This window comes from Meiothermus sp. Pnk-1, from assembly GCF_003226535.1.
Lineage (GTDB): Bacteria > Deinococcota > Deinococci > Deinococcales > Thermaceae > Allomeiothermus.
This window is the reverse complement of the sequence record NZ_QKOB01000006.1, coordinates 296,008-309,120: the sequence shown is the minus strand read 5'-3', so window position 1 is coordinate 309,120 and position 13,113 is coordinate 296,008. Positions and strand designations below refer to the sequence as shown.

Below are 13,113 nucleotides of genomic sequence, written 5' to 3'. Positions count from 1 at the left end.
ACCTCATGAACGAGACTTTGCAACAACGGCTTCAGCGCGTCCTACCCCCCCAACGCAAAGCCCTCATCGTCCCCATCGACCACGGGCTGAGCATGGGCAACCTGCCGGGGCTCGAGCGCCCTCGAGCGCTGCTCCACTCCCTGCGCCAAGCCGGGGTGGACGGAACTTTGATGTCGGCAGGGCTGGCCAAGCGGATCGGGGCCGAGCGGGGGGAGATGAGCCTGACCCTGACCCTGGATTTCCAGCTTTGGAGCACCCAGCCCGGGGTGCAAGCGGCGATCCAAGCGGAGATCCCGGTGAGCACCGTGCGCCGGGCTGAAGCTCTGGGGGCTCAGGCGGTCAAGCTGTTGTTCCCTTGGGGGTTACCCCCCCAGGTGATCCGCGAGAACCTGGTCATGATCGCCCAAGTCGCCGAGGAGGCCGACCGTGCCGGTTTTCCCCTGATGCTCGAGCCCCTGTGGATGGGGTCTGCCCTGGACGCGGAGGAGCACGACCGGGTGATCGTCCACGCCGCGCGCATCGCCGTGGAACTAGGGGCCGACATCCTCAAGATCCCTGTGGTGGGAGAGGCCGCGCTCGAGCAGATTTTAGCTTGGGAGATCCCGACGGTGTTTTTGGGCGGGGCCAGGCAGGACAACCCCGAGGCCCTCTACCGCCGCATCGCCGAGGGGCTACGGATGGGGGCGCGGGGGGTGGTGATCGGGCGCAACGTCTGGCAGCGGCCCGATATGGCCGAGGCCATCGCGGCCATTCGGGCTTCGATGTGAGGGCGAAGGTGGGCGGCCTGGAAGCGGTCAGCGTAGGCATCGTGGTGGCCGATGTGGTGGCGCGGCCGGTGCAGGGCAGCGCTGGGAGGGGCCAGCTCGAGCTGGTCGAGGAGATCCTGCTGTGCTCAGGAGGGTCGGCAGCCAGCACCGGCTACGCGCTGGCCCGCTTCGGCATCTCCAGCGCGGTGATCGGGCGGGTGGGCCAGGATGGCTTCGGGGACTTCCTGGCAAACGAGGCCGCTCGGCACGGGGCCCAAAGCCTATTGATCCGTGACCCCCAGGCCGCGACCTCGGCCACCCAGGTCCTGGTGGACCCTGAAGGGGAGCGCACCTTCATCCACGCCATCGGGGCCAACGCCCGGCTCACCCCTGCGGACGTGCCCTTGGCGGAACTCAGGGCTCGAGGGGCAAAGCTCCTGCACCTGGCGGGGTTCTTTGCCCTGCCGGGGATGGATGATCCAGAGGGTGCTCCGGCGGCCAGGCTTCTGGCCCAGGCCTTGGAGCTGGGGTTTCTTACCTCGCTTGACAACGTTTGGGACGCTACGGGGCGCTGGGAGCGGATCCACGCGGTCTTGCCCTATAGCGACTTCTTCTTTCCCTCCATCCACGACGCTCGACACATCACCGGGAAGTGGGAGCCAAAGGCGGTGGCGGAGGAGCTTTTCGCCCTGGGGGTACGGCAGGTGGTCGCGCTCAAGATGGGGCCGGAGGGGGCTTGGGTGATCAGCCGGAGAGGGGAGCGGTATCGCCTAGGCGCCCTGGCGGTGCCGGCAGTGGATGGCACCGGGGCCGGGGATGCCTTCATTGCGGGGTTTCTGGCCGGGTGGCTGCGGGGGCGGGGGCTCTGCGAATGCGGCCAGCTGGGCAGCGCCGCCGGGGCTATGTGCGTACGGGCGGTGGGGGCCATGCCGGGCATTACCGACTGGGCGGAACTCGAGTCCATGGCCCAGCAGGTCCCGGTGCTGTCAGGAGGTGACCTGTGAAACGTTCCGAGATCAACCGTGCCATCCGCGAGGGGGAAGCCTTCATCCGCCAGATGGGCTTTTTCCTGCCCCCCTTCGCCCGCTGGACCCCACAGGAGTGGGCTGCCAAAGGTCCCGAAGTGGCCGAGATCGTCGAACGGGGTCTGGGCTGGGACGTCACCGACTTCGGCCTTGGCGCATACGAGGAAAAGGGGGTGTTGCTCTTCACCCTGCGCAACGGGACCCTGGAGGAGCTGGGGCGCGGCGAAGGCAAGGTCTACTGCGAGAAGATCTTGGTCTGCCAACCGGGACAGCTCGTGCTGCACCACTTCCACTGGCGCAAAACGGAGGACATCATCAACCGCGGCGGGGGGAAGCTCGAGGTCGTCTTGCACCAGGCCGATGCGCATGAAGGTTTCTCCCGAGAGGACGTGCGGGTGAACTGCGACGGGGTCTGGCGCACCGTGCCTGCGGGCGGTGCGGTGGTCTTGGCGCCCGGGGAGTCCATCACCCTTAGGCCCTACCAGTACCACCAGTTTCGCGCGCTCGAGGCCCCGGTGCTCGTCGGAGAGGTCTCCACCGTCAACGACGACCTCACCGACAACCGCTTCTACGAAGCGGTAGGCCGCTTCCCCACCGTGGAGGAGGACGAGGAACCCTACCGGCTGTTGGTAGGAGATTACCCTCGGTACTGCCGCCTCCCCTGATTTAGGCGAAGCGTTCCGCCGCGGCCAACGCGACACGGATGGCCCGGTCCACCGCTTGGGCTTTGGCCTCGAGCACCGGCTGTTCGGAGCGGGTGCGCTGGGCGATCACCCCGCAAACGCAGGCCGCGGCGAACCCGTAGACGTTGCCCATCTTGAAGAGCGTTCCCGCCTCCATCTCATAGTTTAGGATGCGCAGCTTGCGGTACTCCTCGGTGATGCCCTGAAGGGTCCGGAGCAGGTGGGGGTTGGCGGAGTCGGTGCGCTCTTGCCCTTCGTAAAAGGTATCCACCGAGGCGGTGATCCCTAAATGGTACTCGATGCCCAAGGCTTGGGCGGCTTCCACCAAGGCCACGGTGAGGAAGGGGTCGGCGCTGGCCGGGTATTCGGGCGGGGCGATGTCGTTGGCCGCACCCTGGCGGGCTAGGGCAGCCTGGCTGATCACGACGCTCCCGGGCGGCACATGGTCTTGGATCGAGCCGCAGGTTCCCACCCGGATGATGGTGCGGATGCCCAGCTGGACCAGCTCGTTCACCACGATGCTCAAAGACGGTGCGCCCATCCCGCTGGTCGCCGAGATCACCGGCCTACCGTTGGGCAAGTTTCCCAAGTAGCTGGCGAGCCCCCGGTTCTCCGAGAGGACTTTGCTATCGTGCAGCCACCGCTGCGCGATCAGGCTGGCCCGGTCAGGGTCGCCGCTCAGGATGGCCAGGGTGGGTGGGGTGGCGCCGAGGTCCTCCTTGCCGAAACCGATGTGGTATAGGCGCTGCATGGCTCCATTATGGCCGGAATCCGGGGAGAGGAGCGGCGCCGGGTGCAAGGTGTACATCCGAGAGCGAACGTTGGTCAAAATTTGCTGGACAACTTGCTCCAAGGACGTGATATGCTGCACAGTGGGAAGAGATTTCCCGCCTTGAGTTTCGCTTTTGAGGTACGCTTGGCAAAACCCTCAGGCGAAGCCCGGCGCTCACGGAGGGTAACAGGGATGAACCAGGACGTAGATGTGATTACCGCAGGACGCAATTGGCGCATGAACGGCAAGAATGGGATCGCGGCCGCACCGGTCCCCGACGTAGCCAGCGAGATCTTCGCCAGCGACGTACTCACCACCGAGGAGCTGCGCCAGCGCGTTTCCAAGCCGGTGTGGAAGTCGCTCTTGGCCACCATCGAGCGGGGGGCGCCCATCGACCCGGCCATCGCCGACACCGTGGCGCTGGCCATGAAGACCTGGGCCATGGAGAAAGGAGCCACCCACTACACCCACTGGTTCCAGCCGCTCACCGGAGCCACCGCGGAAAAACACGACAGCTTCATCACCCCCACCTCGGATAGCTCGGCCATCTACCAGTTCGGCGGTAAGGACCTGATCCAGGGCGAACCGGACGCCTCCTCGTTCCCCTCCGGAGGCTTGCGCGCGACCTTCGAAGCGCGGGGCTACACCGCCTGGGACCCCACCTCTCCGGCGTTTATCATGCGCCACTCCAACGGGGCCACGCTGTGTATCCCCACCGCCTTTGTGAGCTGGACGGGGGAGGCCTTGGACCTCAAAACCCCCCTCCTACGCAGCATCGAAGCCCTCAACAAGGCCGCCCTCAAGGCGCTGCGGCTGTTTGGGGTGACCGATGCCAACAAGGTGAGCAGCACCCTGGGGGCCGAACAGGAGTATTTCCTCATCGACGAGGAGTTCTACTTCCGCCGCCCCGATCTGGTGATGACCGGGCGCACCCTGTTCGGGGCTAAGCCGCCCAAGGGGCAAGAGCTCGAGGACCACTACTTCGGCTCCATCCCCGACCGGGTGCTCTCCTTCATGACCGATGTGGAGCGCCAGCTCTACGCCCTGGGGGTGCCGGTGAAGACCCGGCACAACGAGGTAGCCCCCGGCCAGTACGAAATCGCGCCCATCTTCGAACACTCCAACCTGGCCGCCGACCACCAGCAGCTCATCATGCAGATCCTGCGCAACACCGCCCGCCGCTACGGCATGGTGGCGCTGTTGCATGAGAAACCCTTCGCCGGGATCAACGGCTCGGGCAAGCACTGCAACTGGAGCATGGGCACCGATACCGGGGTGAACCTCCTCGACCCGGGTGACACCCCGCACGAGAACATGCAGTTTTTGTTCTTCTGTGCGGCGGTGATCCGCGCGGTGGACCTCCATCAAGACCTCTTGCGCATCAGCGTGGCCTCGGCTTCCAACGACCACCGCCTGGGGGCCAACGAAGCCCCGCCCGCGATCATCTCGATCTTCCTGGGGGCCGAGCTCACCGATATCTTTGAGCGCCTCGTCAGCGGGAAGGGAGGCTCACGCAAGAAAGCCGGGCTCCTGGGGCTAGGTACCCCGGTGCTGCCCCCGCTGCCCCTACATTCCGGCGACCGCAACCGCACCTCTCCCTTCGCCTTCACCGGCAATAAGTTCGAGTTCCGCGCGGTGGGCTCGAGCCAGAGCATCTCCTTCCCTATCACCGTCCTCAACACCATCGTGGCCGAGTCGGTGGAGGTCCTCACGGCCCAGGTTGAGGCAGCCATGAAGAAGAAATCCTTCGAGGATGCGCTTTTGGAGGTGCTCAAAGATACCTACAAGAAGCACAGCCGGATCGTCTTCAACGGCGACGGCTACTCCGAGGCCTGGCACCAGGAAGCCCAGCGGCGTGGTCTGTTGAACCTGCGCACCACGCTCGAGGCCATCGAACTGTTCAACAGCAAGAAAAACCTCGAGCTGTTCTCCAAATACGGGGTGCTCAACCCGCGCGAGCTGGAGGCCCGCCAGGAGATCATGTACGACCAGTACTTCAAGACGGTGAACATCGAAGGGGAGACCACCGAGTGGATCGCCCAGACCCAGATTTTACCCGGAGTACTCGCCTACTTAGCCGAGCTCACCGCTTTAGGAGGCAGTTCGCGGGCAGCGACTCGCACCATCGAGCAGGTGGCCAAGGCTGCCGATGCCCTCTCTGATGCGCTAGAAGAGCTGAAAAAGCAAAACGCCGAGCTGGGCGGTGACGACGTGCACTCCAAGGCCTACCACGTGCGCGACAATGTGCTGCCCGCTATGGCCGCGGTGCGCAAGGCCGCCGATGCCCTCGAGCGTATCGTGGCGGACAAGCACTGGCCCTTGCCTAGCTACCGGGAGATGCTATTCGTCAAGTAGGGGGGAGGAGCTGGGCTAGAATCTAAGACCGTGGAACTGCTCAACGAGACCGAGGTGCGGGTGCTGGGAGTGCTCATCGAGAAGCAGCTCGCCACCCCCGAGTACTACCCCCTGACCCTCAACGCCGTTCGGCTGGGTGCCAACCAGAAGCAAGGTCGCAACCCCGTCACCAACCTCAGCGACGCCGAGGTACAGGAGGCCCTCGACACCCTCCAGATCAAGCGCCTGACCGCCTTGGTCAAGGAGTATGGCGCCCGCGCCCCCAAGTACCGCCAGCTGCTCGAGCGCGAGTTCAAGCTCGAGCCCCCCGCCCTGGCGGTGCTGGCGGTGCTGATGTTGCGCGGCCCCCAGACGGTGGGCGAGCTCAAGGCCCGCAGCGAGTCCATGCACAAGTTCGCCTCCATCCAGGAGGTCGAGGCGGTGCTGGGTACCCTGATGAACCTGGCCCCCCACCCCCTGGTGACACGCCTCGAGCGCCAGAGCGGCGAGCGCGAGCCCCGCTACGCCCACCTGCTGGCCGGGACCCCCTCCCCCGTGGTGCGGGCGGAGGAGAAGAGCGAGCTCGAAGCCAGGGTGGAGGCGCTCGAGGCCGAGGTGCGCGAGCTGCGGGCAATGGTGACAGCGCTGAAACAGGCTCTAGGGGCCTAAGCGCTCTCCAACGGATTTACCCCCGCTGTGGGGTACCGGTCAGCGGTAGATGTCCCGGCGATGCCCCACCCGCAAAACCAGGATGGCGATCCTCCGGTCTTGGAGGTGGCAGATCAGCCGATAATCGCCTACCCGGTACTTCCAGAACTTACCCAGCTCTGGTCCGCGCAACGCCTCTCCGAGGCTGCGGGGATCATCCAGTACGGCCACCCGCTCGCGCAGGATGCGGCGGGCTTTGCCAGCTCTTTCTTGGCCCGTGGGTCAAACTCAATCCTGTAACCCAAGGCGGCGCTCCACTGCGTCTAGGGGGATGCCGGGGAGGTTCTGCTCGAGCCGCTCTACGGCCAGGTAATAGTCCTCGAGGTCGTCCAGATGCTCCAGGATGGCCTGGCGCACGTAGTAGCTCTTACTGCGCCCCGTCTTCCGGGCCAGCGCTTCGAGGCGTGCCTCGATCTCCTTGGGCAGCCGGACGGCAAGCATTGCAATACAAGTATTGCACCCCTCTCGAGCCGGTCTGGGAGAGTGCGGCGGCTATACTAAGGTCATGCCCCGCCCCGAGCCCGTGGGAAAAACCACCTTCGAGGGGTATCTGGAACTCGAGGCCCGCTCTTCGGTACGGCACGAGTTCGTGGACGGTTACCTGTTTGCAATGGCGGGCGGTACGGATTACCACGCCACGATCAGCCTGAACATCGCCACCCAGGTTAGAGCGGCCGCTAGGGCTTCGGGTTGTTTTGTCTATATGGAGAACATGCTGCTGCAAACTCCGGAGGGCCCCACCTATTACCCCGACGTGTTCGTGACCTGCGAGGAGGGCAACGACGGCTCACGCTACAAACGCTTCCCTTGCTTCATCGTGGAGGTGCTGTCGGAAAGCACCTCAGACATTGACCGGGGGGAGAAGCTACACCATTACCGCAAAATCCCTAGCCTAAAAGCCTATATTCTCGTCTCGTACGACCGAAAGCTGGTGGAGGTATACCGGAGGCTCGAGGACGGCACCTGGCGCTATGAAACGGTGGAAGGAAGCGGAGCGCTCGAGCTGCCCTGCTTGGGCTTGAAGCTGAGCCTGGAAGAGATTTACGCCGACGCGGGCCTGAGTCCGAATCGCACGGGGCCGGATTCTTGATCGCAGGGTATTGGCCCGCTATACTCTTAACCTAACGAGCGTTAGTTTGGGAGGTAGGCCCATGCCTGGAAAGTTCGGAAAACCCACCGACCCCGATTACGAAACCCGCTTGGCCGAGTTTGAGGCCCGCATCGCCCGCGGAGAGAAGATCGAGCCCGGCGACTGGATGCCCGAGGAGTACCGCCGCCAGCTCGTGCGCATGATCTCGCAGCACGCCCACAGCGAGGTGGTGGGGATGCTGCCGGAGGGGGCCTGGATCACCCGGGCACCCAGCCTCAAGCGCAAGATGATCCTCATCGCCAAGGTGCAGGACGAGGCCGGGCACGGGCAGTACCTCTACCACGCCGCCGAGACGCTGGGCGTCACGCGGGAGGAGATGCTGGACGCCTTACTCTCCGGCAAGGCCAAATACTCCTCCATCTTCAACTACCCCACCCTCACCTGGGCCGACATCGGCACCATCGGCTGGCTGGTGGACGGGGCGGCCATCAAGAACCAGACCATGCTGGCGCAATGCTCTTACGGGCCTTATAGCCGCGCGATGGTGCGCATCTGCGCCGAGGAGACCTTCCACCACAAGCAGGGCAAGGAGATGGTGATCACCTACGCCAAGGGCACCCCCAAGCAGCGCGCCATGGCCCAGGACGCCATCAACCGCTGGTGGTGGCCGGCCTTGATGATGCTGGGCCCCCACGACTCCGACTCGCCCAACACCCCCACGCTGGTGCGGTGGGGCATCAAGACCAAGACCAACGACCAAGTCAGGCAGGAGTTCATCAACGAGCACGCGCCGGAGATCTTGGAGGCCGGCCTCACCCTCCCCGACCCCGAGTTGCGCTACGACGAGGCCACCGGCAACTGGATTCACGGCCCCATCAACTGGGACGAGTTCTGGAGGGTGGTGAATGGCAACGGCCCCATGAACAAGGAGCGGCTCGAGGCCAGGCGCCGGGCCCACGCCGAAGGCGCCTGGGTGCGCGAGGCGCTGGCGGCCTATGCGGCGCGGAAGCAGCAGGCCGCGGTCGCGGTTTGAGGGGTTGTATGGACACACAGTGGCCCCGCTGGGAAGTCTTCAAACAGGACACCCCTGCTAAGCCCCATCAGGCGGTGGGCTCGGTGCATGCGGTGGATCCCGAACATGCCCTGCTCACTGCGCGTGACGTCTTCGCCCGCCGGCCCCAGGCGGTGAGCCTGTGGGTGGCCCCCGCCTCGGCGATCTTCTCGGCGACGAAGGAAGAGCTGGCCGAAGGCCAAACGCCAAACGCTAAACGCCCCGAAGCGCCATCGGTTAGCGAGAAGTACTTGATCTTCCGCAAGACTTCCCACAAGCGCTCGATGACCTTCGTGGACTACGTGGGCGAGCTCGAGGCCACCTCCCCCGAGGACGCGCTAAAGCGGGCCATGGAGCGCTTTACCGACGCCCCGGCGCTGGCGTGGTGGGTGGTACCTGCCTCGAGCGTGACCAAGAGCGAGGACACTCCCGAGACCGTCGAGAGCTGGTTCGCCCCGGCCAAAGACAAGACCTACAAGCAGCAGTCGTACTACGGTGTGGTGGGTTCGCACGTGAGCAAGTTCAAGCGTCCACGGGGGGAAGAGGATGAATGAGCAGGTAAAACAGGCCCTCATCGCCAAGCTCACCGCCCTGGCCGACGACGAGCTGATCCTGGCCCACCGGGATAGCGAGTGGGTGGGGCACGGGCCCATCCTCGAGGAGGACATCGCCCTGGCCAACATCGCCCAGGACGAGCTGGGGCACGCTACGCTGTGGTACGGCCTGCGCTCGGCCCTCGACGGCTCAGACCCCGACCGGCTGGCCTTCTTCCGCGACGCCACGGAGTTCCGCAACTGCGAGCTGGTGGAGCTGCCCAAGGGGGACTGGGCCTTCACCTTGCTCCGGCAGTACCTCTTTGACGCCTACGAGACGCTGTGGCTCTCGGCGGCCAAGGACAGCACCTACAAACCCCTGGCCGAGGTCGCCGCCAAGGTCTTGCGCGAGGAGCGCTTCCACCTGCAGCACACCCGGGCCTGGGTCGAGCGGCTGGGGCTGGGCACCGAGGAGTCGAACCGGCGCATGCAGGCGGCTTTGGACGCGCAGTGGGGCTATGCCCAGCAACTCTTCGTGCCCCTGGAGGGCGAGGCCCTTCTGGTGGAGGGGGGCATCGTGCCCGACCTCACCGAGCTCAAGGGGGCCTGGCTCTCTCACACCACCCAGCACCTCCAGAACTCGGGCCTAAAGCTCCCCCTGCAACCCGGCTACCAGCCCGCCTCGCGCCAGACGCACACCGAGCACCTTTGGTCGCTGCTGGCCGAGATGCAGTCCACCGCCCGCTGGGACAGCGAGGCGAAGGTATGGTGAGAACCCCGAGCGCCGACCAAGTCTGGCAGGCCCTGGCAGAGGTGCCCGACCCCGAGATCCCCGTCCTCAATGTGGTGGAGATGGGGATGGTGCGGGACGTGCAGGTGGAGGGGGGGAAGGCGGTCGTGACCATGACGCCTACTTTCTCGGGCTGCCCGGCGCTGCACGTGATCCGGGAGGGCCTCGAGCGGGCCCTGCGCGAGCTGGGCTTTGCCGAAGTGGAGGTCAGGACCGTGCTCTTCCCGCCATGGTCCACCGACTGCATCGCCCCGGAAGCCAGGGCCAAGCTCGAGCGCTACGGCATCGCCCCGCCGCGCCCGGCGGGCGAGTTGGGGCTGATCGAGCTTGAGCTCGAGCCCGTGCGCTGCCCGCGCTGTGGCTCGCTCGACACCTCGGTGAAGAACCCCTTCGGCCCCACGCTGTGCAAGAGCCTCTACGTCTGCAACGCCTGCCGGGAGCCCTTCGAGGGCTTTAAGAGGGTTTGATCGGTTATGGGCTATCGGCGGGTAGCTCAAAATACTGCCTTAGTACCTCCCGCACCTCGGGCGGGAGAGGTTCGCTTTGGAGGTAGTTCTCGGCTTGCCGCTGCACGTTTTGCGGAGGTTGCCCAGACGGCCAGGGGGAGGGGAGCGGTTGCGGTCGGCCCTGGCTTGATCCCCGTTGGATCGGGGCTTCGCCATTGGGGCGGATGCCGGGCTGGAGGTTCGGGGTTTGCGGCAAGGGCTGCTGTGAAGCCAGCCCCGAGCCCCGCTCGCCTGAGGGGCTCGAGTCGGTGCCCTGGCCCTGTGGCTGCCTAGGCGCTTGCTTTCCCTGACCTTGGGGTTGACCGGGTTGGGCTTGCGGTTGCGGTAGCGTATTCTCGCGGCGATAGCCGGGTGGCGGTCGCTGCGAAGCCGGATTGGGCGTGCCTGGCTGACCGGGCTGCCCTTGGCCTTGACCTTGCGGATTCTGGTTGCTCGGCTGGCCGTTTTGCGGCGGCCCGGGTTGGCCCTGTGCGGGTTGTTGCGGCTGCTCCTGACCTTGATGCCCAGGCTGATTCGGGGTGGGCTGGGTTTTCCCGGGCAGGTTGGGCTGCGCTTGTCCAGGTTGGCGAGGGTGCGCTTGTCCAGGTTGGCGAGGGTGCGCTTGTCCAGGTTGGCGAGGGTGCGCTTGTCCAGGTTGATCGGGCTGGCCTGGCTCGCCCACAGTTTGCTCCTGGCCAGCGCTGGGTTGGTTCTGCGGATTTTGTGCACTTGGCTTTTGCTCTGTTGGAGATTTGGCCTGCGGGTTTTGGGGGCTCGACACAGGCGCTTGAGATGCCGGTTCGGTCTGCTCAGTGCGTTGGCCCGGTGGGTTGGGCAGCGGATTTCGCTCCGGGGGGCGGCTGCTGGGGGCTTGCTCGGGAGAGCCTGGCGAAGGGCTCGAGGCCTGGCCTACCGACGCAGGGGGGTTGAGCGGGTTCTGGAGGGGGGGGAGTACCCAGATCAGCCCGATCAAGGCTAGGTAAGCTACCGCGAGCGGCCAGGGGAAGGCCGGAGGACGGGCCCGGCGCAGGCTGGCCCGGGCTTCGGCCTCGAGCCGCTCGCGCCAGGGGTGGGCAGGGGGGGCCTCGAGGGCGCTGTGGTAGGCCAGGCCGTAGCGCTCGTTGAGCTGCCGCAGGGCGCGGGGCAGCTCGAGGCGGCTGGGGTAGAGCAGGGTGAGCAGGGAGAGCAGGCTCCAGGCCGGATGGAGCCACAGGGCCAGCGGCAGCAGCAGGACCAAGGCGACGAGCGCCCACTGCGAGCGCCGCCGCCAGGCCAGTCGGCTCGCCCAGCGCCGGTGAACGCCGGTGAATCTTCCAGGCCGCGTGGTCACCTGGGCCTGCATGCTTCCAGCTTAGGGTCCGGCCTTCGGATAAAGGGCAAGCCCGTTCACAACCGGGCGCGGCCTGGACTCGATAAGCGGGGTTTGGAGACTACCCCGTACATATAGCTGGGCCGAACCGCCTGCATCCATGCGAATAGCACCCCAGATGTTTGGGTTGAACAGCTGCAGAGCACGGGCCAGGGTACTCGGGGTAGTGGGCTCGGAGACTACCAGCCAGAGCCTGCCGTCTTGGGTCCAGGCTACGGCGGATTGGGGGGTGACGGCTTTCAGGGGACGGGGGTCGGTGAAAGCTTCGCGGCTGGGATCGAAGGCGTAAGCCCCTGACTGGATGAGCAACGGACCGGCCTCGAGCGCGTAGGACACGGGAGGCTCGAGCGAACCATAGAGCTTGAGGATCTCCCCGGCGCGTACCGGGGGAGTCTCTCCCCCAGGGAAGGAGAGGCCCCACTGTCCGGGTTTGAGCTCGTAGGGGGCCGGGTAGATGGCGATCACCCGGTCTCCCTCGACCACGGCGATGGCTTCCCCGGCTTGCCCGGCTGGGCCTGGAGCGGTATGGGCGGTAAGCCGGGCCCGGTAGCGATTGATGCCCACCGCCAGGCGCTGCCCACCCTGGGTCAATACCACCGTGCCGAACTTGGGAAACCCCGCGAACACCTGGTTGCCTTCCCACATCAGGGTGCTGCGGCCAAAGGGGAAGTTGAGGGCCACCCCATCCTTGACCCACAGGCCGATGGGGGTGCCGCTTTTGGGGTCGAAGTATCCTCCGTTGAGGATGGCCAAGGCGGTGGGGGCCAGGCTGGGCAGGGAGGCCCGCAGACCGGGCTGTCCTACCGGTTCCATCCGCCAGCGTCCAGGGTCGGCCTCGACCAGGTAAAGCCGCAGGGGTTCCGGTGTAAAAGTCCAGACCTCGCGGTAGCGGAAGCCGGGGGCGATCGCTTCGGTGCGCTCGGGGGGCAGGTAGTAGAGGTCCAGCACGTAACGCCGGGGGTTTTCCAGGGTGAAGCTGCGGTAGCGATAAAACCGGCCCGGCGGCGCAGTGAGGGCGAAGCGGGTGGAGCTTGGGCCGTACAGCACGGAGAAGCTCAGCCCTTCCCCGCTCACCGCCTCGAGCCCTGGGGCGAAGAGGGGAAGCTCGAGGGCGTAGCGCCCTGAAAAGCCACCCTCGCCGCGCGGCAGAGGGGCATCGAAATCCGCCGGCAGGTCAAAGACCAGCCGCAGCCGGTCGCTGCCTAAGCTGAAGCGGACCCCCGCCTCGGGGGCCTGCACCAGCCCGGCGGCCCGTACGACCTCGAGCGGCAGTAGGTCGGATTGGGGGGGCGGCAGCGCCGGCTCGAGGGGTGGAGCCCAGCCTACCCCCGCTACGTAGGCAAGCTCGAGGCCGTTTTTGCGAAAGAGCAGGGTATTGCCGTCGGCGCTATAGCTGAGGCCCAACCGCGCGGCGGGGATCAGCGTCGGGGTGGGGCTGGTAGGGAGATTTGGCGGCGGGGGGTTTTGGGCGAAGCCGAACCCCGATACGCAGAACAAAGCAGCCAATAGTTTATGGGCTAAATCCAT

The 13,113-nt window shown here is 65.9% G+C and carries 15 protein-coding genes; 10 read left to right on the top strand and 5 right to left on the bottom strand.

Features of this window, described 5'->3' with window-relative positions; genetic code table 11:
- Nucleotides 1-5 precede the first annotated feature (5 nt).
- Genes DNA98_RS10800 through DNA98_RS10790 form a run of 3 tightly spaced genes read left to right on the top strand, consistent with a single transcriptional unit; the run spans nucleotide 6 to nucleotide 2,436 of the window.
- Nucleotides 6-767 carry a class I fructose-bisphosphate aldolase gene (locus DNA98_RS10800; RefSeq protein ID WP_110530505.1) on the top strand — a complete coding sequence of 254 codons (762 nt, stop codon included), beginning with the start codon at nucleotides 6-8 and terminating at the stop codon, nucleotides 765-767.
- Nucleotides 768-775: 8 nt separating this feature from the next.
- Nucleotides 776-1,750 (top strand): carbohydrate kinase family protein, encoded by a 975-nt coding sequence (locus DNA98_RS10795; RefSeq protein ID WP_110530692.1) that lies wholly within the window; start codon nucleotides 776-778, stop codon nucleotides 1,748-1,750.
- Nucleotides 1,747-2,436, top strand: coding sequence for a D-lyxose/D-mannose family sugar isomerase (locus DNA98_RS10790; RefSeq protein ID WP_110530503.1), 690 nt, complete (start codon nucleotides 1,747-1,749; stop codon nucleotides 2,434-2,436). Before DNA98_RS10795 ends, DNA98_RS10790 begins: the two co-directional genes overlap by 4 nt.
- 1 nt (nucleotide 2,437) lies before the next feature.
- Here the strand turns inward: DNA98_RS10790 and DNA98_RS10785 are convergent, their stop codons facing one another.
- Nucleotides 2,438-3,205: a nucleoside phosphorylase gene (locus DNA98_RS10785; RefSeq protein WP_110530501.1), complete on the bottom strand. Its 768-nt coding sequence runs from the start codon at nucleotides 3,203-3,205 to the stop codon at nucleotides 2,438-2,440.
- A 213-nt stretch (nucleotides 3,206-3,418) separates the two neighbouring features.
- Here DNA98_RS10785 and DNA98_RS10780 point away from each other — a divergent pair, with 213 nt between their 5' ends.
- On the top strand, nucleotides 3,419-5,581 hold the full coding sequence (locus DNA98_RS10780; RefSeq protein WP_110530499.1) for a glutamine synthetase III: 2,163 nt from the start codon (nucleotides 3,419-3,421) through the stop codon (nucleotides 5,579-5,581).
- Between the two features lie 30 nt (nucleotides 5,582-5,611).
- On the top strand, nucleotides 5,612-6,229 hold the full coding sequence (locus tag DNA98_RS10775) for a YceH family protein (RefSeq protein ID WP_110530250.1): 618 nt from the start codon (nucleotides 5,612-5,614) through the stop codon (nucleotides 6,227-6,229).
- A gap of 39 nt (nucleotides 6,230-6,268) precedes the next feature.
- Here DNA98_RS10775 and DNA98_RS10770 read toward each other — a convergent pair whose 3' ends face one another.
- Nucleotides 6,269-6,439, bottom strand: coding sequence for a type II toxin-antitoxin system RelE/ParE family toxin (locus DNA98_RS10770; RefSeq protein WP_233493181.1), 171 nt, complete (start codon nucleotides 6,437-6,439; stop codon nucleotides 6,269-6,271).
- A gap of 57 nt (nucleotides 6,440-6,496) precedes the next feature.
- On the bottom strand, nucleotides 6,497-6,709 hold the full coding sequence (locus DNA98_RS10765) for a TraY domain-containing protein (protein WP_110530245.1): 213 nt from the start codon (nucleotides 6,707-6,709) through the stop codon (nucleotides 6,497-6,499).
- A gap of 64 nt (nucleotides 6,710-6,773) precedes the next feature.
- Here DNA98_RS10765 and DNA98_RS10760 point away from each other — a divergent pair, with 64 nt between their 5' ends.
- From DNA98_RS10760 to paaD, 5 genes are all read left to right on the top strand, one after another.
- On the top strand, nucleotides 6,774-7,358 hold the full coding sequence (locus DNA98_RS10760; RefSeq protein ID WP_110530242.1) for a Uma2 family endonuclease: 585 nt from the start codon (nucleotides 6,774-6,776) through the stop codon (nucleotides 7,356-7,358).
- A 61-nt stretch (nucleotides 7,359-7,419) separates the two neighbouring features.
- Entirely contained in the window at nucleotides 7,420-8,391 is a 972-nt protein-coding gene (paaA, locus tag DNA98_RS10755) for a 1,2-phenylacetyl-CoA epoxidase subunit PaaA (RefSeq protein WP_110530238.1), read from the top strand.
- Between the two features lie 8 nt (nucleotides 8,392-8,399).
- On the top strand, nucleotides 8,400-8,963 hold the full coding sequence (locus tag DNA98_RS10750; RefSeq protein ID WP_110530235.1) for a phenylacetic acid degradation protein: 564 nt from the start codon (nucleotides 8,400-8,402) through the stop codon (nucleotides 8,961-8,963).
- Nucleotides 8,956-9,714 carry a 1,2-phenylacetyl-CoA epoxidase subunit PaaC gene (gene paaC / locus DNA98_RS10745; RefSeq protein WP_110530232.1) on the top strand — a complete coding sequence of 253 codons (759 nt, stop codon included), beginning with the start codon at nucleotides 8,956-8,958 and terminating at the stop codon, nucleotides 9,712-9,714. Before DNA98_RS10750 ends, paaC begins: the two co-directional genes overlap by 8 nt.
- Nucleotides 9,708-10,199 carry a 1,2-phenylacetyl-CoA epoxidase subunit PaaD gene (paaD, locus tag DNA98_RS10740; RefSeq protein WP_110530229.1) on the top strand — a complete coding sequence of 164 codons (492 nt, stop codon included), beginning with the start codon at nucleotides 9,708-9,710 and terminating at the stop codon, nucleotides 10,197-10,199. The genes paaC and paaD overlap by 7 nt, the downstream gene beginning before the upstream one ends.
- A gap of 4 nt (nucleotides 10,200-10,203) precedes the next feature.
- Here the strand turns inward: paaD and DNA98_RS10735 are convergent, their stop codons facing one another.
- Nucleotides 10,204-11,559 (bottom strand): hypothetical protein, encoded by a 1,356-nt coding sequence (locus DNA98_RS10735; protein ID WP_110530226.1) that lies wholly within the window; start codon nucleotides 11,557-11,559, stop codon nucleotides 10,204-10,206.
- Between the two features lie 9 nt (nucleotides 11,560-11,568).
- A complete protein-coding gene (locus DNA98_RS10730) occupies nucleotides 11,569-13,113 on the bottom strand; it encodes a phosphodiester glycosidase family protein (RefSeq protein ID WP_110530223.1) in 1,545 nt (514 codons plus the stop codon).